At 69.6% G+C, this 21,096-nt stretch carries 19 protein-coding genes and 1 riboswitch; of the genes, 9 read left to right on the top strand and 10 right to left on the bottom strand.

Annotated elements, in window-relative coordinates; genetic code table 11:
• Positions 1 to 6: 6 nt before the first annotated feature.
• The gene (locus ON29_RS12880; protein ID WP_040866476.1) at positions 7 to 1,959 is read left to right on the top strand and encodes an acyl-CoA dehydrogenase family protein; all 1,953 of its coding nucleotides are present in this window, start codon (positions 7 to 9) and stop codon (positions 1,957 to 1,959) included.
• 37 nt (positions 1,960 to 1,996) lie between these two features.
• Here ON29_RS12880 and ON29_RS12885 read toward each other — a convergent pair whose 3' ends face one another.
• From ON29_RS12885 to ON29_RS12895, 3 genes are all read right to left on the bottom strand, one after another.
• Positions 1,997 to 2,893: a nuclease-related domain-containing protein gene (locus tag ON29_RS12885; RefSeq protein ID WP_040866477.1), complete on the bottom strand. Its 897-nt coding sequence runs from the start codon at positions 2,891 to 2,893 to the stop codon at positions 1,997 to 1,999.
• Positions 2,894 to 3,002: 109 nt separating this feature from the next.
• Positions 3,003 to 4,400 (bottom strand): DUF2252 domain-containing protein, encoded by a 1,398-nt coding sequence (locus ON29_RS12890; protein WP_040866478.1) that lies wholly within the window; start codon positions 4,398 to 4,400, stop codon positions 3,003 to 3,005.
• Positions 4,401 to 4,450: 50 nt separating this feature from the next.
• On the bottom strand, positions 4,451 to 6,145 hold the full coding sequence (locus ON29_RS12895) for a GMC oxidoreductase (protein WP_040866513.1): 1,695 nt from the start codon (positions 6,143 to 6,145) through the stop codon (positions 4,451 to 4,453).
• A 218-nt stretch (positions 6,146 to 6,363) separates the two neighbouring features.
• Between ON29_RS12895 and ON29_RS12900 the strand changes: the two genes are divergently transcribed.
• The 8 genes from ON29_RS12900 (at position 6,364) to gcvP (ending at position 14,977) form a co-directional block, all read left to right on the top strand.
• On the top strand, positions 6,364 to 6,957 hold the full coding sequence (locus ON29_RS12900) for a CDP-alcohol phosphatidyltransferase family protein (RefSeq protein WP_040866514.1): 594 nt from the start codon (positions 6,364 to 6,366) through the stop codon (positions 6,955 to 6,957).
• A gap of 42 nt (positions 6,958 to 6,999) precedes the next feature.
• Entirely contained in the window at positions 7,000 to 7,398 is a 399-nt protein-coding gene (gene gcvH, locus ON29_RS12905) for a glycine cleavage system protein GcvH (protein ID WP_040866479.1), read from the top strand.
• 168 nt (positions 7,399 to 7,566) lie between these two features.
• Positions 7,567 to 8,052, top strand: a complete 486-nt coding sequence (gene odhI / locus ON29_RS12910; RefSeq protein WP_040866480.1) for an oxoglutarate dehydrogenase inhibitor Odhl — start codon at positions 7,567 to 7,569, stop codon at positions 8,050 to 8,052.
• A gap of 93 nt (positions 8,053 to 8,145) precedes the next feature.
• On the top strand, positions 8,146 to 8,949 hold the full coding sequence (gene ftsR, locus ON29_RS12915) for a transcriptional regulator FtsR (RefSeq protein ID WP_063825304.1): 804 nt from the start codon (positions 8,146 to 8,148) through the stop codon (positions 8,947 to 8,949).
• Positions 8,950 to 9,109: 160 nt separating this feature from the next.
• Positions 9,110 to 9,583, top strand: a complete 474-nt coding sequence (locus ON29_RS12920) for a bifunctional nuclease family protein (RefSeq protein WP_040866482.1) — start codon at positions 9,110 to 9,112, stop codon at positions 9,581 to 9,583.
• Positions 9,584 to 9,770: 187 nt separating this feature from the next.
• Entirely contained in the window at positions 9,771 to 10,328 is a 558-nt protein-coding gene (locus ON29_RS12925; RefSeq protein WP_040866483.1) for a MerR family transcriptional regulator, read from the top strand.
• Positions 10,329 to 10,463: 135 nt separating this feature from the next.
• Complete coding sequence (locus ON29_RS12930) at positions 10,464 to 11,816, top strand: M14 family zinc carboxypeptidase (protein ID WP_051175147.1); 1,353 nt, start codon at positions 10,464 to 10,466, stop codon at positions 11,814 to 11,816.
• 93 nt (positions 11,817 to 11,909) lie between these two features.
• Positions 11,910 to 12,009, top strand: a riboswitch (glycine riboswitch).
• 157 nt (positions 12,010 to 12,166) lie between these two features.
• Positions 12,167 to 14,977, top strand: a complete 2,811-nt coding sequence (gcvP, locus tag ON29_RS12935; protein ID WP_051175148.1) for an aminomethyl-transferring glycine dehydrogenase — start codon at positions 12,167 to 12,169, stop codon at positions 14,975 to 14,977.
• Positions 14,978 to 14,997: 20 nt separating this feature from the next.
• Here the strand turns inward: gcvP and ON29_RS12940 are convergent, their stop codons facing one another.
• The 7 genes from ON29_RS12940 to ON29_RS12975 form a co-directional block, all read right to left on the bottom strand.
• The gene (locus ON29_RS12940) at positions 14,998 to 15,480 is read right to left on the bottom strand and encodes an SRPBCC family protein (protein ID WP_040866485.1); all 483 of its coding nucleotides are present in this window, start codon (positions 15,478 to 15,480) and stop codon (positions 14,998 to 15,000) included.
• Positions 15,477 to 15,818: an ArsR/SmtB family transcription factor gene (locus tag ON29_RS12945; RefSeq protein WP_040866486.1), complete on the bottom strand. Its 342-nt coding sequence runs from the start codon at positions 15,816 to 15,818 to the stop codon at positions 15,477 to 15,479. Before ON29_RS12945 ends, ON29_RS12940 begins: the two co-directional genes overlap by 4 nt.
• Positions 15,819 to 15,912: 94 nt before the next feature.
• A complete protein-coding gene (locus tag ON29_RS12950; RefSeq protein ID WP_040866487.1) occupies positions 15,913 to 17,577 on the bottom strand; it encodes a VWA domain-containing protein in 1,665 nt (554 codons plus the stop codon).
• Positions 17,578 to 17,688: 111 nt separating this feature from the next.
• Entirely contained in the window at positions 17,689 to 17,961 is a 273-nt protein-coding gene (locus tag ON29_RS12955; RefSeq protein ID WP_040866488.1) for a WhiB family transcriptional regulator, read from the bottom strand.
• Positions 17,962 to 17,989: 28 nt separating this feature from the next.
• Positions 17,990 to 18,535, bottom strand: coding sequence for an HNH endonuclease (locus tag ON29_RS12960; RefSeq protein ID WP_040866516.1), 546 nt, complete (start codon positions 18,533 to 18,535; stop codon positions 17,990 to 17,992).
• A gap of 310 nt (positions 18,536 to 18,845) precedes the next feature.
• The gene (locus ON29_RS12970) at positions 18,846 to 19,382 is read right to left on the bottom strand and encodes a DM13 domain-containing protein (protein ID WP_040866490.1); all 537 of its coding nucleotides are present in this window, start codon (positions 19,380 to 19,382) and stop codon (positions 18,846 to 18,848) included.
• 424 nt (positions 19,383 to 19,806) lie between these two features.
• Positions 19,807 to 21,096, bottom strand: coding sequence for an acyl-CoA dehydrogenase family protein (locus ON29_RS12975; RefSeq protein ID WP_040866491.1), 1,290 nt, complete (start codon positions 21,094 to 21,096; stop codon positions 19,807 to 19,809).

The raw sequence follows: 21,096 nt of genomic DNA on the forward strand, positions 1-21,096 counted from the left end.
CGAGACATGACTAGCGGCACGGCAACGACGGCGGACCACCTACGCGCGGCACTCGACGGACCCTGGGCGGCCGTCCGGGACGAAGCCCGGACCCTGCTGGCCGGGGAGGAGTTCACCGGCGACCCCTACCTGGACTACAAGGCCGCGCGAGCGCGGGTGCTCGAGCAGATGAAGGCGATCTCCACCATGGGGTTCGCCGAGCGCGGGTTCCGCCGGGAGAACGGCGGCACCAGTGAGCCGGGCGCCGCGGTGGTCGGGCTGGAGATGCTGGCATACGCGGATCTGTCGCTGTGGGTGAAATCGGGCGTGCAGTGGGGACTGTTCGGTGGCGCGGTGGAGAACCTCGGCACCGAACGGCACCGCGAGTACATCGAGCGCTTGATCTCGCTGGACCTGCTCGGTTGCTTCGCCATGACCGAGTCCGGGCACGGCAGCGACGTCGCGAACCTGGAGACCACGGCCACCTACGACCCGCAGACCCAGGAGTTCGTGGTGCACTCGCCGACGCCGTCGGCCCGTAAGGACTACATCGGCGGCGCGGCCGAACACGCGCGGATGGCCGCGGTGTTCGCGCAGCTGATCACGCTCGGCGAGAACAAGGGCGTGCACTGCCTGCTGGTGCCGATCCGCGACGAGAACGGCGCCGACCTGCCCGGCGTGACCACCTACGACGACGGCCTCAAAGGCGGCCTGCCCGGCGTGGACAACGGGCGCATCGTCTTCGACCACGTGCGGGTGCCCCGGGAGAATCTGCTCAACCGCTATGCCGACGTCGCGCCGGACGGCACCTACAGCTCCGAGATCGAGAACCCGAGCCGCCGGTTCTTCACCACCCTCGGCACCCTGGTGCGCGGGCGGGTCAGCGTCGGCGGCGCGGCGGCGGCCGGCGCGCGGGTCGCGCTGAGCATCGCGGTGCGCTACGCCTTGCAACGCAGGCAGTTCTCCGACCCCGACACCGGTGTGGAGACCGTGCTGCTGGACTACCGCAGCCATCAGCGCAGGCTGCTGCCGCTGGTCGCCAAGTCCTACGCCCTCGCGTTCGCGCAGAACGACCTGGTGCGCCGGATGCATCTGGTGCAGACCGGCCAGAACCTCGAGGAGGGCGCGCAACGCTCGCTGGAGAAGCGCGCCGCGGGCCTGAAGGTCGCGCAGACCGACCACGCCACCCGCGCCATCCAGGAGTGCCGCGAAGCGTGCGGCGGCGCGGGCTACCTCACGGAGAACCGGCTGGTCACGTTGAAGGCCGACACCGACGTCTTCACCACCTTCGAGGGCGACAACGTCGTGCTCACCCAGCTGGTGGCCAAGGAACTGCTCACCTCCTACGCCGACGAGGTGCGCGACCTGGACGCGCTGGGCTGGGTGCGCTTCGCCGCCACCATGGCCGGTGACGTGGTGCGCAAGCGGTCCGGCGTGCGCCAGCTCATCCAGACCCTGCGCGACCGGGGCGACGACTCCATCGACGAGGGCGACCTGTCCCGCCGGGTGGTGCAGTTGCAGTTGTTCGCCGATCGCGAGGACTACCTGGTCCGCACCGCGGCGCACCGGCTGCGCGCCAGGGCCGAGGAGACCGGCCCGTTCGAGGCGTTCAACAACGCGCAGGACCACATCCTGGCCGCGGGCGCGGCGCACATCGACCGCCTGGTGCTCGAGGCGTTCATCGAGGGCATCTCCGACATCGAGGACCCCGAGGCGCGCGAACTCGCCGACTGGATGTGCGACCTGTTCGTCTACTCCACCATCGAGGAGAACCAGGCCTGGTACATCATGCACCGGTTCATGTCGGTGGACCGGGCCAAGGCCGTGCGCCGTGGCGTGAACGAGCTGGTCGACCGGCTGCGTCCGCACGCGCTGACCCTGGTCGAGGCCATGGGGGTGCCGGAGTCGATGCTGCGCGCGGCCATGCTCGGCGACGCGAGCGTCTTCGAGCGGAACCAGCCGATCTCGGCGTCTTCGTAGCGGCTGCCACGATCGGCCGCCGCCCGCGCGCGGCCGATCAGCCCGGCCCGTACGTGGTCAACGCGGTGACCAGGAACCACACCACCCAGACGAAGCCGACCACCATGCCGATGGCCAGGAGGGTGCGCATCACCGCGCGGCCGAAATCGAGGTCACCGCTCTCCCGTGGATACAACTTCCACGGGCTGTACCAGGGAGCCCGGATGGCGTACCGGGACGCCTGCGCCTCTCGTTCGGCCTGCGCGAGTTCCTCCGCGTAGGCCTCGGCCTGCGCCTGGTTGGGGCCGCCGTGCCAGAGCGTGATATCGATCGGGCCGAGGAAGCCCTCGTTGATCAGTTCCTGCGGTGCGGGGAGATAGGGCAGGATGCCGAGCCCGCGGAACGCGACGGCGACGTCGTTGGCCGTCCAGAGGTGTTTCTCCTCGGCGGCGAGCGCGTCGAAGTAGTGCCGGAGCCGGCCGGGATCGTCGCCGATGATCACGTCGAAACTCGGATCGGCCCAGCGCTGTTCGAGCTGGAGCTGGGCGCCGGGCAACGTGACGAGCAGCGCGACGCCGTGCACGACGCGCTGCCCGAGACCGCGGGCGGCCAGCCATTCCTGCAGCGCGAAGGTGTGCTCGCGGGACTTGTCCAGCGGTGTGCGGCGGTCGCGGCTCTCCGTCGCGATCGGTTCGCCCCCGATGCTCCACGGCCCGTTCAGCGGGACCTCGAGGACACCGTCCTGGCGGGCGACGAGCGCGTCGGCCTCGATCACCACGCAGCTGGTCGGTGTCCAGATCACGGCATCGAACTGGTGCAGCCGATCCTTGTGGAACAGGCTGCAGGTGATCGTCGCGACACCGTGCGGACTCGCGGAGTCCTTCCAGGTGCGCAGCCAATCGATCAGCGCGCGCTCGGCATTGGTGCCTGCGGCGTTCTGGACTCGCACGAGCATTGGCGGCCACCCTTCACGTCGACACTCGACAGGATACGAGGTGCCGCAACGGGTTCGCCGCGCCCACGCCGCGCGAACGGCGTGTCGGGTGCACACCCGGGCGGAGGCGCTACTCCGGTTCCGCTGCGTCGACCCGGCCGGTCCGCACGGCCTCGACCAGTTCGGCATGGTCGGCCTCGGTGCGGTCGGCGTAGCGCACCGCGAACGCGGCCACCGCCTCGTCGAAGCGCTCGTCACCGTCCAGATAGCCCGACAGCAAACGCGGATCCAGCGACCGGGAATGCGCCCTGGCCAGCAGTGCGCCCGCCAGCCGTCCGTAGTCGTCCAAATCGGTCGCAGGCAGCTCGGCGGGATCGATGCCGCCCTTCAGGTTGCGGAACTGCCGGACGATGAAAGGCAATTCGGCGCCGTCACCGGCCGGGGCGAGCGAGGTCCAGCCGAGCAGGATGTCGGATTCGGACTGGACGAGCCGCGCCCCCTGCACGATTCGCTCTCCCTCGTGGCGCGCGGCCTGGGACGGCAGGAACGGGGCGAGTGCCGCCGTCGCGGCCTGCTTCACCTGTAGGACCAGCGCCTCGCCGTCGTTGCCGTGCAGCAGCGCGAGGTAGCTGTGCAAGCCGACGCTTCCGGTCCCGACGATCCGGAACGCGATGTCCGACACCGCGAATCGGGTCAGCAGGGTGCGCCGCGACTCGGGCAGGGTGTCGGCGTAGCGCTCCAGGCCGCCGATCACCGCCGCCGCGACGTGCTCGTCCACCGCGGTGAGGATCGGGGGATCGCTGAGGAAGCGGTGCTTACGGATGCCGGTCTGGTGATCCTCCAGATGCTCGGTCCATTTCGCCACCACCTTGGCGCTGGTGTTCTTGCGTGCCTTCTTGGCCGCCTTCTTGAAGTCGTCGAGCAAGGCGTCGGCCTTGGCGCTGGTGATCACCGACTCGTCCGGAAGCGCGCACCAGGACGTCATGAACGGCATCGCGGCCAGCTCGTCCGCGGCCAGGCGGTAGGAGCGGGCGGCATCGCGCGCCGCGGTGCGGCACTCGTCCTCGTCGGCGCCCGCCTCGCGTCCGGCCAGCACCAAACTGGCCGCCAGCCGCTCCAGATCCCACTCCCACGGGCCTGGCACGGTCTCGTCGAAATCGTTGATGTCCATGATGATCTCGCCGCGCGCGGTGCCGTACAGGCCGAAGTTCGCCGCGTGCGCGTCACCGCACAACTGGGCGCTGAGCCCACTGTCCGGGCCACCCGCCAGATCGGCCGCCATCAGACCCGCCGCGCCCCGGTAGAAGGTGAACGGCGAAGCGATCATCCGCCCGATCCGCAGCGGTATCAGGTGCGCCAGCCGGCCTGCGTTACTCGCCTCGACGAAGTCGAGCACACCCGGCCGCCGCACGCTGGTCGCCTCCCGGTCCCGTGCGATGACCGGAACCCGCTGGCGCAGGGCGCGTCCGCGGGCGCGGACCTCCTCCGCGGGCACGTAGGAGCGCAGATCGATACCACTGTCCGACACAACGGCTCACGCTAGCCGGAACCGGCCGTTCACGCTGCGTGGCCTCGCCCTCATCGCGCCGTGACGCCGGGCGGTGCAGGCTCGATCGGCAACCGCAGCGCGCCCGGCGCCGCCGCGGGCACCGTGGGATGCGCCGGGGGCACCGCGGCGATGCGCCGGTAGGGCGAACCCAGTTCCGGCCTGGGGTCGGGATCGGCGCGGTTGGGCCAGTACGCCATGGCCCGCTCGGCCTGCGCGGTGATCGTCAGCGACGGGTTCACGCCGAGATTGGCGGTCACCGCCGAACCGTCCGCCACGTGCAGACCGGGATGGCCGTAGACCCGCTGATACGGGTCCACCACGCCGGTCCGCGGGCTGTCGCCGATCACGCATCCGCCGATGTAGTGGGCCGTGGCGGGGATGTCGAACACATCCATGATCAGCCCGTGGGTGTCGCCGTCGACCTTGGCGCCGAACCGTCTGCCGATGTCGTGGGCCAGCGGGATCCAGGTCGGGTTCGGCTCGCCGGTGCCCTGCCTGGTCCGCAGCCGCCCGCGCTTGCGGAACGAGGTCAGCGAGTTGTCCAGCGACTGCATGATCAGCAGGATCACCGACCTCTCCGAGGCGTGCCGCGCGTCGAGACTGCGCAGGAACACCAGCGGATGCAGCACGATCGCCAGCAGGAACCGCAGGAAGCGGAACGCCCCGCCGTCCACGATGGGCACCGACATCGGGAACAGCGCGTTCTGGCCTTTGCCGTAGTGACACACCTCGACGTGGGTATCGGGCTCCGGGTGGATCGAGGAGGTGATCGCGATGCCCTCGGCGAAATCGCGGCGGGCGCGGCTGACCACGTTGAGGATGGCCTCGGAGTTGCTGCGGGTCAATTCGCCCAGCCGGGGCGACAGGTGCGCCAGCACGCCGTCGTCGCGCATCTTGTGCAGCAGCTTCTGGGTGCCGAGCGCGGCGCCGGCGAACACGACCTGCTCGGCGGTGAAGGTTCTGCGCTGCTTGCGGATCCAGCGGTCGGAGCGCTGGGTGTCGACGGCGTACCCGCCGCCGGGCAGCGGTCGCACTGCGGTGGCCGTGGTGAGCGGATGAATTTGCGCCCCGGCCTGTTCGGCGAGGTGGAGATAGTTGGTCGTGGTGGTGTTCTTGGCGTTGTGCGGGCAGCCGGTGAAGCAGCGCGCGCAGTGCACACAGCCGGTGCGGCGCGGGCCCGCGCCGCCGAAATAGGGGTCGTCGACCTCGGTGCCGGGAGCGCTCTCGTTGAAGAACACCCCGACCTCGGTCGGGTGGTAGGTGTCGGCCACGCCGAGGTCATCGGCGATCTCCCGGATCACCTCGTCGGCCGGGGTGGTGCGCGGGTTGGGCGCCACGCCGAGCATGCGCTTGGCCTGGTCGTAGTACGGGGCCAGCTCCGCGCGCCAATCGGTGATGTGCGCCCACTGCCGGTCGGTGTAGAAGTTCGGCAGCGGTTCGTAGAGCGTGTTCCCATAGATCAGCGAGCCGCCGCCGACCCCGGCGCCGGAGAACACGGCGCACTTGCCGAGCAGGCTGATCCGCTGCGGTCCGGTCAGGCCCAGGCGCGGGGCCCAGATCGACTTGCGGACATTCCAATTGGTGCGCGGGATGTCCTCGGCGTTCCAGCGGCGGCCTGCCTCCAGCACGCCCACCCGGTAGCCCTTCTCGGTGAGCCGCAGCGCGCTGACGCTGCCGCCGAAACCGGACCCGATCACCACCACGTCGTAGTCGAATGCGGACATGACTTCCTCTCGCTCACCGGCCACACGATGAGAAATTTTTCGAATCATTCTGTCACCGGCGCGCTGTGGCGGAAACCATCCTCGCACGCGCCTGCCGCGGCAATATCCGGAAATTCGGCGCGGGGAGATGGCGAGGATCGGGGCCGGTGGGGTATGCACGGGTCGTGACAACCGAATCGGGCACCGCCCAACCGGAGGAACGCGCCGCAGGCGGCGGCGTGCGGGGCGTCTTCGCCGATCGCGTCCTGACCGTGCCGAACGTGCTGAGCGTGCTGCGCCTGCTCGGCGTTCCGCTGTTCCTGTGGTTGCTGCTGATCGAGCGGGCCGATGGCTGGGCGTTCGCGCTCCTGATCGCCAGCGGCGTCACCGACTTCCTGGACGGCAAGCTCGCCCGGCTGCTCGATCAGTCCTCGCGGCTGGGGGCGCTGCTGGATCCGTTCGTCGACCGGCTCTATCTGGTCACCACGCTGGCGGCCTTCGTGATCCGCGGCCTGATGCCGTGGTGGGTGGCCGCGATCCTGGTCGGGCGCGACCTGGTGCTCACCGCGACGCTCTCGGTGTACAAACGCCGCGAACTGCCCCCGCCGGAGGTGATCTACCTCGGTAAGGCGGCCACCTTCGCGCTGATGTCCGCGCTGCCCTGGCTGCTGGCCGGGCAGATGGACTGGGCCGCCGACGGATTCGCGCGGGCTTTCGGCGCGGCCTTGCTGATCTGGGGCACCGCGGTCTACGTCTGGACCGGCGTGCTCTATACCGGTAGAGCCATCGCGGTCGCAAGAGCGATACCGGCTGTGGGGCACCGCGCGGCGTAGCCGATAGAGTTTGCGTGCAACGTTCAAACGAAAGGACGGCCTGTGACCCAGACCCCCGACGATCTGCGCTACACCGAGGAGCACGAGTGGGTACGCCGGATCGCACCGACCCGGGTGCGGGTGGGCATCACCGACTACGCCCAGTCTCAACTCGGTGACGTTGTGTTCGTGCAGCTGCCCGAGGCGGACGCGGACGTGGCCGCCGCGGACAGCATCGCGGAGGTCGAGTCGACCAAGAGCGTGTCCGACATCTACGCGCCGCTGAGCGCGAAAGTGGTTGCGGTCAACGACTTGCTGAACTCGGAGCCGGAGACGTTGAACACCGATCCCTACGGTGACGGATGGCTGTTCGAGTTGGAGGTGGGTGATGCGGCGAGTCTCGACGCGACACTCGGTGAACTGCTGGATGCCGCAGGTTATCAAGGAGTTATCGGGGGCTGAAGCAGCCTTCCCAGTTCTACCTGCACGGGTGCGGCCCGGCAGGGTACGGTCAATGCCAACAGATGCACCCGGCGGTTGTGCCGGGAATCTAGGGACTCGACGGCAGGTCGTGATGCCAGAGGTATCACCTGCTTGCAGGGATAATCAGGTTCGAGGAGGAGAGAAACGGTGAGCGAGAACAAAGACCCGGGTTACGGGGAGACCGCGGCCGAGACGACGTCGGTCTTCCGCGCGGATTTCCTGAACGAGGTCGACGCGTCGCGCTCCGGAGAGCCGACCGGCGAGCAGCCGGTCCAAGGGGTCGAGGGTCTGCCCGTTGGCGCGGCCCTCCTGGTCGTCAAGCGCGGCCCGAACGCGGGCTCGCGGTTCCTGCTGGATCAGCCGACCACGTCGGCGGGGCGCCACCCCGACAGTGACATCTTTCTCGACGACGTCACCGTCAGCCGTCGGCACGCCGAGTTCCGTCAGGACGACGATTCGTTCCAGGTCGTCGATGTGGGCAGCCTCAACGGCACGTACGTGAACCGGGAGCCGGTGGACTCCTCGGAACTGCAGAACGGTGACGAGGTGCAGATCGGCAAGTTCCGGCTGGTGTTCCTCACCGGACCGCGCGCCCAGGTGTCGGACTCGTCGGCGGGCGCGGGGAGTCTATGACGGCGTCGGCGCCGGGTCGCGCACTCATGAAAGGCTCGGAGTCATGAAGGACCCGGCGCTGTGACCGGTGCGGCGCAGTGGGCACGCGGAGGAATGTCGATCGGCTCCGTGCTCGACCTGCTGCGTCCCGACTTTCCCGATGTCACCATTTCCAAGATCCGCTTCCTGGAAGCGGAGGGCCTGATCCGGCCGGAGCGGACGCCCTCGGGCTACCGCAGGTTCTCGGTGGCGGATGTGGAACGGCTCCGGTTCGTGCTGACCGCGCAACGCGATCAGTACCTGCCGTTGAAGGTGATCAAGGAACAGCTCGAGGCAATCGACAGCGGTGCGGCGACGCTCGGTGTGCGGGAAGCCCGCGCCCGAGCGCACTCCGTCCGCACCGGGGCGCCGGAGCCCGCACACGCCGCGGCGGACGCCGACCAGGCCGCGCCGGGTTCCGAACGTGAGGCGCGCCCGGTGGCCGCGCCTAGGCGGCTCGGTGTCGTGCCGAGCGAGGTTTCCCCGGATGATCTGCGGTTCGATCACGAAATCCGGGTCACCCGGGCGGATCTGCTCGAGCAGGCCGGGATCGAGGAGCGGTTCCTCAACGACCTCATCCGGGCCAACCTGATCACGCCCGGCCCGGCGGGGTACTTCGACGCGGACGCGGTCACGCTGGCCAAGACGGCCCGGGCGATGGCCGAATTCGGTTTGGAGGCACGGCATCTGCGTGCGTTCAAGCTCGCCGCCGACCGGGAGGCCGCGCTCGTGGCACAGATCGTCGCCCCTATCGCGAAGAGCCGGGACGCCGGGGCACGCGCCCGTGCGGAAGAGACGGTGCGGGAACTGGCCGCGCTGTCGCTGACCCTGCACACCTGTCTGGTGAAGTCCTCGGTCCGGGGCTCGCTCGGGGGCTGACCCCTGGGCGTGCTCCGGGTCCGGAGGTTTCGGCGATCCAACACGGTGATTTCGGCTGTGCAGACGGATCGCTGGACCGGTGCGGGTTCGCCTAGACTCGTGGTACGGCGAGCTCTGCGGCGGTCATGCCGGGCCGGCGGCGAGTATGGGAGGCAGTGCGATGAGCGAAATGCGCGTGATCGGCATCCGTGTCGAGCAGCCACAGAACCAGCCCGTGCTGTTGCTCCGCGAAGTGGCGGGCGATCGGTATCTGCCGATCTGGATCGGGCAAGCCGAGGCGACGGCGATCGTGCTCGAGCAGGAGGGGGTGACTCCGATCCGCCCGCTGACGCACGACCTGATCAAGATCCTGATCACCGAGCTGGGGCACACCCTCAAGGAGGTGCGCATCGTGGATCTGCAGGAGGGCACGTTCTACGCCGACCTGGTCTTCGAGAACGATCTGCGGATTTCGGCGCGGCCGTCGGATTCGGTTGCGATCGCCTTGCGGGTGGGTTGCCCGATCCATGCCGAGGAGTCGGTTCTCGAGGAAGCCGGCCTGGTGATGCCGGACGAGCGCGAGGACGAGGTGGAGAAGTTCAAGGAGTTTCTCGAGTCGGTATCCCCCGACGACTTCAAGGCCACCGATAGCTGAAGTAGAGGTCGAGACTTTTTCCGCGCGTCGCGTTTGGCTCGATGACGCTGCTCCCTGGACAATCGTGGGGAGTAATCTCGACAGTTGGGCCACGACCGTTTCGGCCGAATCCGCACCGATTCGGTCGGTGACGGAGCCGGGTCATCGATGAGGCTGGGAATGCGTCGGCGAAGCAAGGGAGTGGTCAGTGGCAGAGCAATCGCAGGATGTGGTACAGCCAGGCCTGTTCCCCGACGATTCGGTACCTGACGATCTGGTCGGTTATCGCGTTCCCAGTGCGTGCCAGGTGGCCGGAATCACCTATCGGCAGCTCGACTACTGGGCGCGCACCGGTCTGGTGGTGCCGTCCATCCGGAGTGCGGCGGGCTCGGGGAGTCAGCGGTTGTACTCGTTCAAGGACATCCTCGTCCTGAAGATCGTCAAGCGGCTGCTCGACGCGGGCATCTCGCTGCAGAACATCCGGATAGCCGTCGACCATCTGCGCAGCCGCGGCGTGCAGGACCTGGCGGGGATCACCCTCTTCTCCGACGGCACCTCGGTCTACGAGTGCACCTCGGCCGAGGAGGTGGTGGATTTACTGCAGGGTGGGCAGGGGGTCTTCGGGATCGCCGTCAGCGGCGCCATGCGTGAGCTGACCGGCGCCATCGCCAATTTCCCGGCGGAGCGCGCGGCGGCGATCACCGAGCGTCCGGAGGACGAGCTGTCATTCCGTCGGAAGGCGCGGATGAACCGCAAGACGGGCTAGAATTCGCCAGGTCAGCGCGGAAACACAAGAACAACGCTTTCACGGCCGGGTAAGGCGTGCAGCCTCCCGGCCGTGTTGGTGACACGCCGTCGGCGGCGGGAGAAGGGGCCGGGGCGGCAGCGAGAGGGGGGCGCCGTGCGTGCACGGGACATCACCGGGCTCGTCGGGCCGATCGGCCGGATCGAGGCGTTTCCGACCGTCGATGAACTGGACGAGTTCGCCGACGCACTCGCCGCGGATCACCCGGATCGGATCTCGATCACCGAACTGGGACGCTCCCGCGGCGGTGATCCGATTCGCGAGGTGACGGTCGGATCGGGCGAGCAGCACATCCTGGTGTTCGGCAACCCGCACCCGAACGAGCCCATCGGCATGGCCACGATTCGCCACCTGCTCGGCCGGATGGCCGCGGACGAGGCGGTGACCGTCGGCGCCACATGGCACTTCCTGCTGTGCGTCGACCCGGACGGGACGCGCTTGAACGAAGGGTGGTTCGCCGGGCCGCACACCAGGACCGGCGTCGCGCGCGGCTTCTACCGGCCGCCCGCGGCCGAGCAACCCGAATGGTGCTTCCCGGCCGAGTGGCGCGGCAGACGCGTCGGGGTGCCGCTCCCGGAGACGAAGGCGATGATGTCGCTGATCGACCGCACCCGGCCCGCGCTGATCGCCTCTTTGCACAACGCGGAATTCGGCGGCGGATTCTTCTATACCTCCGGCGGTGACCCCGAGTACTGGTCGGCGCTGACCGCTCTGCTGGCCGCCGCCGAGGTGCCGATCTACCAGGGCGAGCCCGACGCGCCGGGCGCGCGCACGCTGGCGCCCGGCGTCTTCGAACTGCCGCCGTTCGCGGCGATGGCCGATCTGCTCGCGGCACAGGGCCTGGACTCGGTCGCCGCGCTGGGCGGGGGAGGCTGCCGGGACTACGCGGCGCGCTACGGCACCGCGATCCTGGTCTGCGAATTGCCGCTCTGGGTCGACCCGCGCATCGGCGACGGCTCGGCGGGCGACCGCGTGCTGGGCGACCTGCTCGATGCCACCGCCGCCGACTATCGGGCCATGGCCGAGGTCGCCGCCGAGGTGCTGGCCCGCCTCGACGGCCGGTTGAGCGGCCGCAGCCCGTTCGAGCGGTCGGTGCGTGCGCTGGTGGCCGGATTGCCCGGGCTGGCGGTGAGCAGACAGGCTGTGCCGGAACGGAACCGGATCGCGACCAGGGGCGAGATCTTCGTCGAGCGCTACGACTGGACCGCGATGCTGCGCCTGCGGCTGGGCGGCATGTTGCTGCGCCTGCTGGAGGAGGAATACGCCCGCGATGGCGCGCCGGTGCTGGCCGTCGAGCGCGACCGGTTCGCCGCGGTCTTCCAGCAGTGGTGCGCCGACGTGGAGCAGAACGCGCCGGGCGCGGTAGTGCCGCTGGACCGTCTGGTGGGTATCCAGGCCGAGTCCATCCTGCTTGCCGCGATGAGGGTGCGCGCGGGCTTGGCCGTCTGACGGTCGCTCCCGTTCGAGTGACCAGAACGACACGGTTCGCGCGGGGTCCCGGGGCGCGCTCCGGCGTGGCGTCGGCATAAACTGACCGTGCGTCGCCGCCGTGCGGGAGAGTCTCGGTCTCGAAAAGAGCCCGAGCGCCGAAGGAGCAGCACCTCCCCGTCAATCTCTCAGGCAAAAGGACCGTGCGGGCTTCGGCGCCTCTGGAAAGCGGTGGCTTCGAGCCGCCCGCCCATGGGGAAAGGGGCTCGGCCACCGGTCGCGGTACCCGAATCTCTCAGGCGCCACGACAGAGGGGGAGGGCCGGTACCCGTCGACCGCGTGGTCGACCCCGCCCGACCTTGGGAGCTGTTGTGACTCGCTCATTCGCCGACCGCCATATCGGACCCGACCGGGCCGAAGTGGCCGGGATCCTGGACGTCGTCGGCGTGCCGTCGCTGGACGAACTGGCTGCCGCGGCGCTCCCTGCGAGCATCCTGGACGGCGGCGGACTGGCCGGGCTGCCCCCCGCGGCCTCCGAGCACGAGGTACTCGCCGAACTCGCCGGACTCGCGGCATCGAACACCGTGGCCACCTCGATGATCGGGCTCGGCTACTACGACACGCTGACCCCGCCGGTGCTGGTGCGCAACCTTTTGGAGAATCCGGCCTGGTACACCGCGTACACGCCCTATCAGCCGGAGATCAGCCAGGGCAGGCTGGAGGCCCTGCTCAACTTCCAGACCATGGTGTCGGAGCTGACCGGTATGGACGTCGCCAACGCGTCCATGCTGGACGAGGCGACCGCCGCCGCCGAGGCGATGACGTTGCTGCGCCGGGCGAGCAAGGTGAAGTCCGGCAGGCTGTTGCTCGACACCGACCTGTTCCCGCAGACCAGGACGGTGCTCTACACCAGGGCCGAGCCGCTCGGCCTGGAGATCGTGGAGGCCGACCTGTCCACCGGCGAGCTGCCCGAAGGGGAGTTCTTCGGTGTGCTGGCGCAGTCGCCCGGAGCGTCCGGTCGCGTCGTGGACCGCACCGGACTGATCGCGGCGGCGCACGAACGCGGCGCGCTCGTGGCGATCGGCGCCGACCTGCTGGCCATGACCCTGATCACGCCGCCCGGTGAGCAGGGCGCCGACGTGTGCTTCGGCACCACCCAGCGCTTCGGCGTCCCGCTCGGCTTCGGTGGTCCGCACGCCGGATACCTCGCGGTGCGGCAGGCGCAGGCCCGTCAGCTGCCCGGCCGCCTGGTCGGAGTCTCGGTGGACGCGGACGGCGCGGTCGCCTACCGGCTCGCCTTGCAGACCCGCGAGCAGCACATCCGCCGGGAGAAGGCGACCTCCAACATCTGCACCGCGCAAGTGCTACTGGCCATCGTGGCCGCGATGTACGCCTCCTACCACGGCGCCGACGGGCTACGGTCGATCGCGCGCCGGGTGCACGGGCACGCCGCGGCGATCGCGGCCGGGCTGGACGGCGCGGTCGTGCACGACAGTTTCTTCGACACGGTGCTCGCGCACGTGCCCGGTGGTGCCGAAGCCGTCGTGGCGAAAGCGAAGTCACGCGGTATCAATCTGCGTCTGGTCGACGCCGACCACGTCGGCATCGCCTGCGACGAGGCGACCACCGACGCGCATGTCGCGGCCGTACTCGAATCCTTCGGTACCGCGGTGTCGTCCGAGCCGGGGACGGGCGCGCCGGTCGCGGCGATCGAGAACCGCGCCTCGGAGTTCCTCACCCACCCCGCGTTCACGAAGTACCACACCGAGACGGCGATGCTGCGGTATCTGCGCACGCTGTCCGACAAGGACATCGCGTTGGACCGCAGCATGATCCCGCTCGGCTCGTGCACCATGAAGCTGAACGCCACCGCGGAGATGGAGGCCATCACCTGGCCGGGTTTCGCGCGCGTGCATCCCTACGCGCCGGTCGAGGACGCGCCCGGTCTGCTACAGGTGATCGCGGATCTGGAACGCTGGTTGTCGGACATCACCGGCTACGACTCGGTGAGCCTGCAGCCCAACGCGGGCAGCCAGGGCGAGTACGCCGGGCTGCTGGCGATCCGCCGCTACCATCTCGACCGCGGTGACACCCACCGCGACACCTGCCTCATCCCGTCCAGCGCGCACGGCACCAACGCGGCCTCGGCGGCGATGGCCGGACTGCGCGTGGAGGTGGTGAAGTGCCGCGCCAACGGTGACGTCGACCTGGACGACCTGCGCGCCAAGATCGCCGATCACGCCGATCGCCTGGCCTGCATCATGATCACCTATCCGTCCACGCACGGCGTCTACGAGCACGAGGTCGCCGAGTTGTGCGCGCTGGTGCACGACGCGGGCGGTCAGGTCTATGTGGACGGCGCCAACCTGAACGCCCTGGTCGGTCTGGCCCGGCCGGGCCGGTTCGGCGGCGACGTGAGCCACTTGAATCTGCACAAGACGTTCTGCATTCCGCACGGCGGCGGTGGCCCCGGCGTCGGCCCGGTCGCGGTCCGCGCGCACCTGGCGCGGTATCTCCCCGGCGATCCGCTGGAGACGGGATCCCACGCGGTGTCGGCGGCGAAGTACGGCTCGGCCTCCATCCTGCCGATCACCTGGGCCTACATTCGCATGATGGGCGCCGACGGGCTGCGCCGCGCCTCGCTGACGGCGATCGCCTCGGCGAACTACATCGCGCGCCGGCTCGACGAGTATTTCCCGGTGCTCTACACCGGTGAGCACGGCATGGTGGCCCACGAGTGCATCCTGGACCTGCGCGAGATCACCAAACAGACCGGCGTCACCGTCGACGATGTGGCCAAACGCCTGGCGGACTACGGTTTCCACGCGCCGACCATGAGCTTCCCGGTGGCCGGTACGTTGATGGTGGAACCCACCGAGAGCGAAAACCTCGCCGAGCTGGACGATTTCATCGAGGCGATGATTTCCATCCGCGCGGAGATCGATCAGGTCGCCGCGGGTGTGTGGCCGGTGACCGACAACCCGCTGCGCGGTGCGCCGCACACCGCGGCGTCGCTGGTGGGGGATTGGGAGCACCCTTACAGCCGGGAAGTCGCCGTGTATCCGCGGGGTCTCGGGCATGCCCGCGCGAAGGTGTGGCCGCCGGTGCGCCGGATCGACGGCGCCTACGGCGACCGCAACCTCATGTGCGCCTGCCCGCCGCTGGAGGCGTACGCGGGCTGAACCCCGGCCCGGCCACGCTGTTATGCCGCGGCGGCCGCTTTCGCGTAACTGTTCGCCAGGTCCGGCCAACCGCCCGCACTGCCGACGGCGTCGTGCATGGATTCCCAGCCCGGTCCGTGCCTCTCGAAACCGGAGTGCACCAGCGTGACGGCGGTGCGATCGGGAGCGATGGCCGAAAAGGTGACGTCGACGCGGCTGGCGCGTTCCGGATCGGTCTCCTGCTTCCAGTCCAGGCCGATCTCCCAGGAGAACGCGAAGTGGCTGGGCGGCTGCCAGACCAGCACCGTTCCCCACGGGCATTCGGTGCCGTCCTCCTCGCGGCCGAGGCAGCGGCCGCCCACGCGGGGCTCGATCACCTCCTCGGCGAGCCGGCCGGTGCCGATGTGGTGCTCACGCGGCCACCAGCGGTCGATTCCGGTGGTGAACACCTCGTGCGCGGTCTCGATGGGTGCGTCGACGACGAGTTCGACTCGCACGTCCTTATCGTTGACCTGTGGTGTCATCCCTGCTCCTCCTTGCCTGCTCGTTGTTCGGCGGCCCGCCGGTTCGCCTCGTCCTGAAAAGCCGACATCGCGGTCGTCCAGAAGTGCGTGAAGTACGCGCGCAGCGCGTCGATACCGGTGGGGTTCAAGCGGTAGACCCGGCGGGTGCCGACCGCCTCGTGGGTCACCAAACCGGCCTGTTCCAGCACCTTGAGGTGCTGGGACACGGCGGGTCTGCTCACCGGCAGGCCCTCGGCCAGCTGCCCTACCGCGCACGGTCCTGTACCGAGGCGTTCGAAGATCGCCCGCCTCGTCGGATCGCCCAGTGCGTCGAGGGCTGCGCCTCGGTAAGTTCCCACGAACCGTAAGTCTAGACTTACTGATAGGCGCTGTCGAGAGCTTCGAGCGAGGTGACCTGCGGGTACTCGGGCGGGAGCTGCCGGGTGCGCGCGCCTACGGCGTGGTGAGCGCTTTGACGACGGCGTTGCCGAAGCCGATGTCGTCGGAGGTGGACGGCCGGGTGTAACTGCCGCCGGTTTGCTGCGCCAGGGCTTGGAGTGTCTGGGTGCCGCTGCCGCCGAGCACGATCACATCGATGCGCACGGGGCGGGCGCGATCGATGGCCGCGGTGATGTCGGCGGCCAGTCGGGTGCCGGTGACCGTGGAATCGTCGTCGGGTCCGTCGGTGATCAACAGCACCGAGTTGGTGCGGCCGGGCGTGTACCCGGCGACTGCGCTCTTGTACGCCGCGATCAGGGACGGATAGGCCTGGTCGGACCGGTTCTCATCCGGGCGGACCGAACCGAGGGCGGTGGTGATCTTCGTACGCTGCTCGGCGGTCAGCGGAGCGGTTGCGGCCGCCACCCGGTACGGAGTGTTGCCGTCGAGGTTCTTGCCGAAGGTCCACACACCGAGGCCGAAGTCGGGCGGCATGACCGTCATGGTGGAGTTCAGGGCGGCGAGGACGTTCGCCAATCGCGTGGTCGAGCCCTCTGCGGTCCCCATCGACGCGGAGACGTCGACCAGAACCGTCGAGCGCACGCCGAGGACGGGATTCGCCAGCGTGGCGCGCACCTTGTCGAGCGCGCCGCGGGGCGGGACGGCGGCCGCGGCGGGCGGCGCACTGCCGAAGCCCGCCGCGACGAAGGCCTGCGCCTGCTCGGGCTTGCGCAAGTAGTCGGTGAATCGTCCGGCGATGAGGTTCTGCGTCTTGTCCACCCAGGCGCCGGACATCAGCGCGGCCGGGTAATCGGCCACCGGCGCCGACCCGGCGGGATGGAACGCGACAACGCCGGCCACGCCCTTGAGTTGCTGTTCGGTAGCCGCTATCGCGTGCAGCGGCGCTTCCTGGCCGGTGAGTTGCGCGGGCACCGCCGCGGCGTCAGGTGCTTCGGGCGCGTCGGCGGCGAGCCCGGAGATCGCGGCGACCACCTGGCCGGACTGCGCCGCCTGTTCGCTGAGCGGCTCGGCTCCCGAGACCACGGTCCCGACCGCCGTGGCCGCGGCCAGCGTGGCGTCCCCCGAGGGCAGCGCCATGCGCAGCCCGCCCCATCCGTCCAGTCCGATCTCCCCGAGCGATCCCTGCTGCAACCGCGGCAGATCCGCCCAGGACACGTCGGCCTGCTCCAGTGCGCGACGCAGCTCCTCCGGTACCGCGAGCACGATCGGGCTGGCGGCGATGGGCACCGGTGCGCCCTCGATCAGGCCGGGGACCCGCATGGACTCGATGGAGCGGGTGGAATCGGCGATCCACAGCGCCGGCTGCGGGCCGAGCGCCTGGTCCCACGGCTTGCCGCCGGTGAACGCGGCGACGATCGCGGCGGATGGCTGCGCGGTCACGCTGACCCGCGCGCAGTGGTCGCGTACTTTCGGCTGGGTCGCGTTGTAGCTGTCCGCGGCGGCCCGCACCTGCGCCGCGATGCTGGGATCGGCCGTCACCCAGAGCGTCGCGGGGCCCTCCACGCATTCGGCCGCCGCCGCGCTGTCCTGATCCGCCGCGCGATCGCGCAACTGGAACCAGCCGACGACGATCGCGGCCAGTAACGCAACGGCGACCACTGCGATAACCGGACCTTTGCTGATGCCTCGGGACCTGGTTCCGCTGCGATGAGTGCCCACGGCGCCCAGTGTATGGTCACCGGCGCCGGACGAAGTCGGCGAGGCTTCTCCCGACCGGCACGAGGGACACGGCAGTCCGCCGTCGCACCGGAAAGGCGCGACGGCGCGACCTCAGTGGCGGATCACGCGTCCGCGGTCGAACTCGTGGCCGCCCCAGACGCCGGACTGCCCGGTGCGCGCGGCGAATTCGCCACACGCGTCCCGGATCGGGCAGCGGGCGCAGACTCCGCGCGCGTAGTCGAAGTCTTGCGACGGGTACGGGAACCAGGCTTCGTGGTTCGGGTCGCCGCGGCAGGCCGCCCGGTTCCACCCTCGGGAGTCCGAGAGCGGGAGCAGATCGGTCAGGGTCAACTCCGCGACGGCGGTGGTCTCGGTGCGCGTCATCGCGTTCTTCTCCTTTCTCGGGTCGCGGTCAGGTCGCGGCGAGTTGTCTCCAGATCCGGCGCTGTTGCCTGACCTGATGGGTGGGGGCCTTCGGCTCCCAGAGCAGGCGCATGCCCGCCTCCTGCGGGGTGCGGTCGGCCTTGGCCGTGTTGCACGGTGCGCAGCAGGCCACGAGGTTGCTCCAGGTGTTCGGTCCGCCCCGCGACCGCGGCCGGATGTGGTCGACGGTGCGCGCCCACCCGGCGCAGTAGCCGCACCGGTTCCGGTCGCGGCGCAGCACGCCGGCCGGCGTGGCCCTGCTCTCGTCGTGCGCCGGCACAGTGTGTTCCAGGTAGACGTAGCGCAGCAGCCGAATCGTCTGCGGCAGAGCGATTTCCACGTGCCGTGACCGGATCGGGAAGTGCGGCTCGCGCTCGGCCACCGATTCCGCGGCTCCGGCGACCAGGAGCACCACGGCCCGGTCGGCCTTGATCTCGTCGAGCGCCTCGTAGGAGGCGTTCAGGACGAGGACCGCGGTGTGTATCCAGTTGTCGGCGGTTATCGCCGCCTGATCGGCGGCACGGCGGAACGTCATGGGAATCACCATGTTTCGTGCGAAATGAAGCGGGGAGAGGAATGCGGCGGTCAGCCGGCGATCTGGAGGCGGCTGACGTCCGGTTCGCCGTGCGATGCGCGCAACGGCCCGCCGAACGCATCGCCCGCGGCCGCCGATCGCGCCGCCGCCCTGGTCCGCATTCGCTTCGTCGTTTCCGGATTCACTGCCGCCCCTCCTCTCCACTGCTCGGCGACCACCTCGAGGCGGTGGTCGGTGTCGAAACACATGGTGGCACAGCGCACCCGCCGTTGTCGGGTCATTTTTCGGCGGTGCGGCCGGCGGGCCGGGCTCAGGCCGGTCGCAGTTCGGCCGCGCCGAAGGAGACGTTGAACCGGTCGCACCAGATCGCGACGCTGGTCAGCTGGGCCAGGTCGGCATCGGCGGGGACGGGGTAGTTCTGGTTGCCCTGATTGCCCTTGAGTTTGCCCAGGTCGGTGTGGATGCCGTCGTCGAAGACGAACCATCCGTCGCGGCCCTCGCGCACCGGCGCGTCGGTGAGCCAGACGTGCAGGTCGGGGCCGTCGGAGGTGTCGAGGTCCTCCACTCGCAGCACCCTGCTGCCGTCGGGCAGCCGCAAGACAACGACGCCGCCCGAGGTGGCGTGCTCCTGCGAGACGAACGTGCCACGGGCGATGGCCTGCGGCTGCGCTTGCGTGCCGCCCGGACCCGGCGCAGCGGTGACCGACGGCGCCGCCTCCTGCACGGTGGTATCGGTGAACAGCCGCCACGGCTGGAACACGGCCAGTCCTACGCCCAGCCCCGCCACCAGCAGCACGGCGACGGCCCAGGTGATCGGCGATCGTGCGATACCGCGTGCGGACACCATGGCTTCTCCTCGGAGCGTCGTCGTGTGGCCGGAAAGGCCGGTTCACTGCGCGAGGGTTCTCGCCCCCATCGATTATGGAGGCGAGTGGCGACGGCGTCGACGGAATGGACAGGCGTCGTCCGACCCCGGGACGCAGGGTCTCGCCGACGTGGCGCGCGCGGGCGATCCAGTCCGTGGTGATGTTCCCGAGATGCCATGACGACTTCCACGCTCGTGGACGTCGCGATCAGCGTGGCTGGGACGGCTGCCACTGGCGCACGCGCTGCGGACGGGCCGGGTGGCGTTCACCGGCCCGCCCGCGCTCATCCGCCGGATGCCGTCGGTCCTGCGGCTCAGTCCCGTAGCCGGGTACGCGGACACCTCGCATGTGGACGCGGCCGCCCAGCGCGCGTCCTGAACTCGGACACCGCCCCGCGCACCTCGCTCAGAGGTTCCCGACGATGTGCTCGAGACGCTGGGCGACCAGTTCGCGCGCCTTCTCGCGCAGCGCGGGCCGGTATCCGCTCGGGTACACCGGATCCGCCGGGGCGTAGTCCTTCAAGACCTCCTTCGCGAGGGTGATCTTGTGTACTTCGGTGGGTCCGTCGGCGATGGCCATCACCTCGGCGTAGCCGAGCATGTCGATGAACGGCATGTCCTGGCTGACGCCGAGCGCGCCGTGCAGGTGCAGCGCGCGCTGGGCGATGTCGTGCATCACCTTGGGCATGGCGACCTTGATCGCGGCGATGTCCTTGCGCACCTTCCGGTAGTCCTGCTCCTTGTCGATGCGCCAGGCCGTGCGCAGCACCAGCAGCCGGAACTGCTCCATCTCGATCCAGCTGTCGGCGATGCGTTCCTGGGTCATCTGCAATCCGGCCAGCGGGCCGCCGCGCATCGGACGCGACACCGCTCGCTCGGCCATCATGTCGAACGCCTTGCGGACCATGGCGACCGTGCGCATCGCGTGATGCACGCGCCCGCCGCCCAGTCGCGTCTGCGCGACGACGAAGCCCTGGCCCTCCGCCCCGAGCAGGTGGTCGGCGGGCACGCGGACGTCGGTGAACCGCAGATGGCCTTCGTGCTCGCTGAATCCGGCGACGTGATAGTTCTTCACGATCTCCAACCCCGGGGCGTCGGCGGGCACGATGAACATCGACATGCCCCGGTACGGGCTCACCTCCGGATCGGTCACCACCATGACGATGTGGAAGGCGGCGAACTGCGCGTTGGAGTTGAACCACTTCTCGCCGTTGATCACCCAGTGGTCGCCGTCGCGCACCGCGCGGGTGCGGAACAGCGTCGGGTCCGAGCCGCCGGTCGGCTCGGTCATCACGTAGCACGAGCCGATCTCCCCGGCCAGCAGCGGCTCGAGATAGGTCTTCTTCTGCTCCGGCGTGCCGTAGTGGGCGAGGATCTCCGCGTTGCCGGAATCCGGTGCCTGGCAGCCGAATACCGACGGCGCCCACACCGACGTGCCGAGCACCTCGTTGAGCAGGGCGAGCTTCATCTGCCCGAAACCGGGGCCGCCCAGTTCCGGCCCGAGGTGGCAGGCCCACAGGCCCTGCTCCTTGACCTGCTCCTTCAGTGGCCGCATCAGTGCCATGGCCTCACGGTCGGTGCGGTCGTATGGGTTGGGGTAGAGCAGGTCCAGCGGCTCCACCTCGGTGCGGACGAACTCCGCCGCCCAGTCCAGCTTCCGCTGGTACTCCGGGTCGGTCTCGAAATCCCAAGCCAT

The organism is Nocardia exalbida NBRC 100660, assembly GCF_000308575.1.
GTDB classification, from domain to species: domain Bacteria; phylum Actinomycetota; class Actinomycetes; order Mycobacteriales; family Mycobacteriaceae; genus Nocardia; species Nocardia exalbida.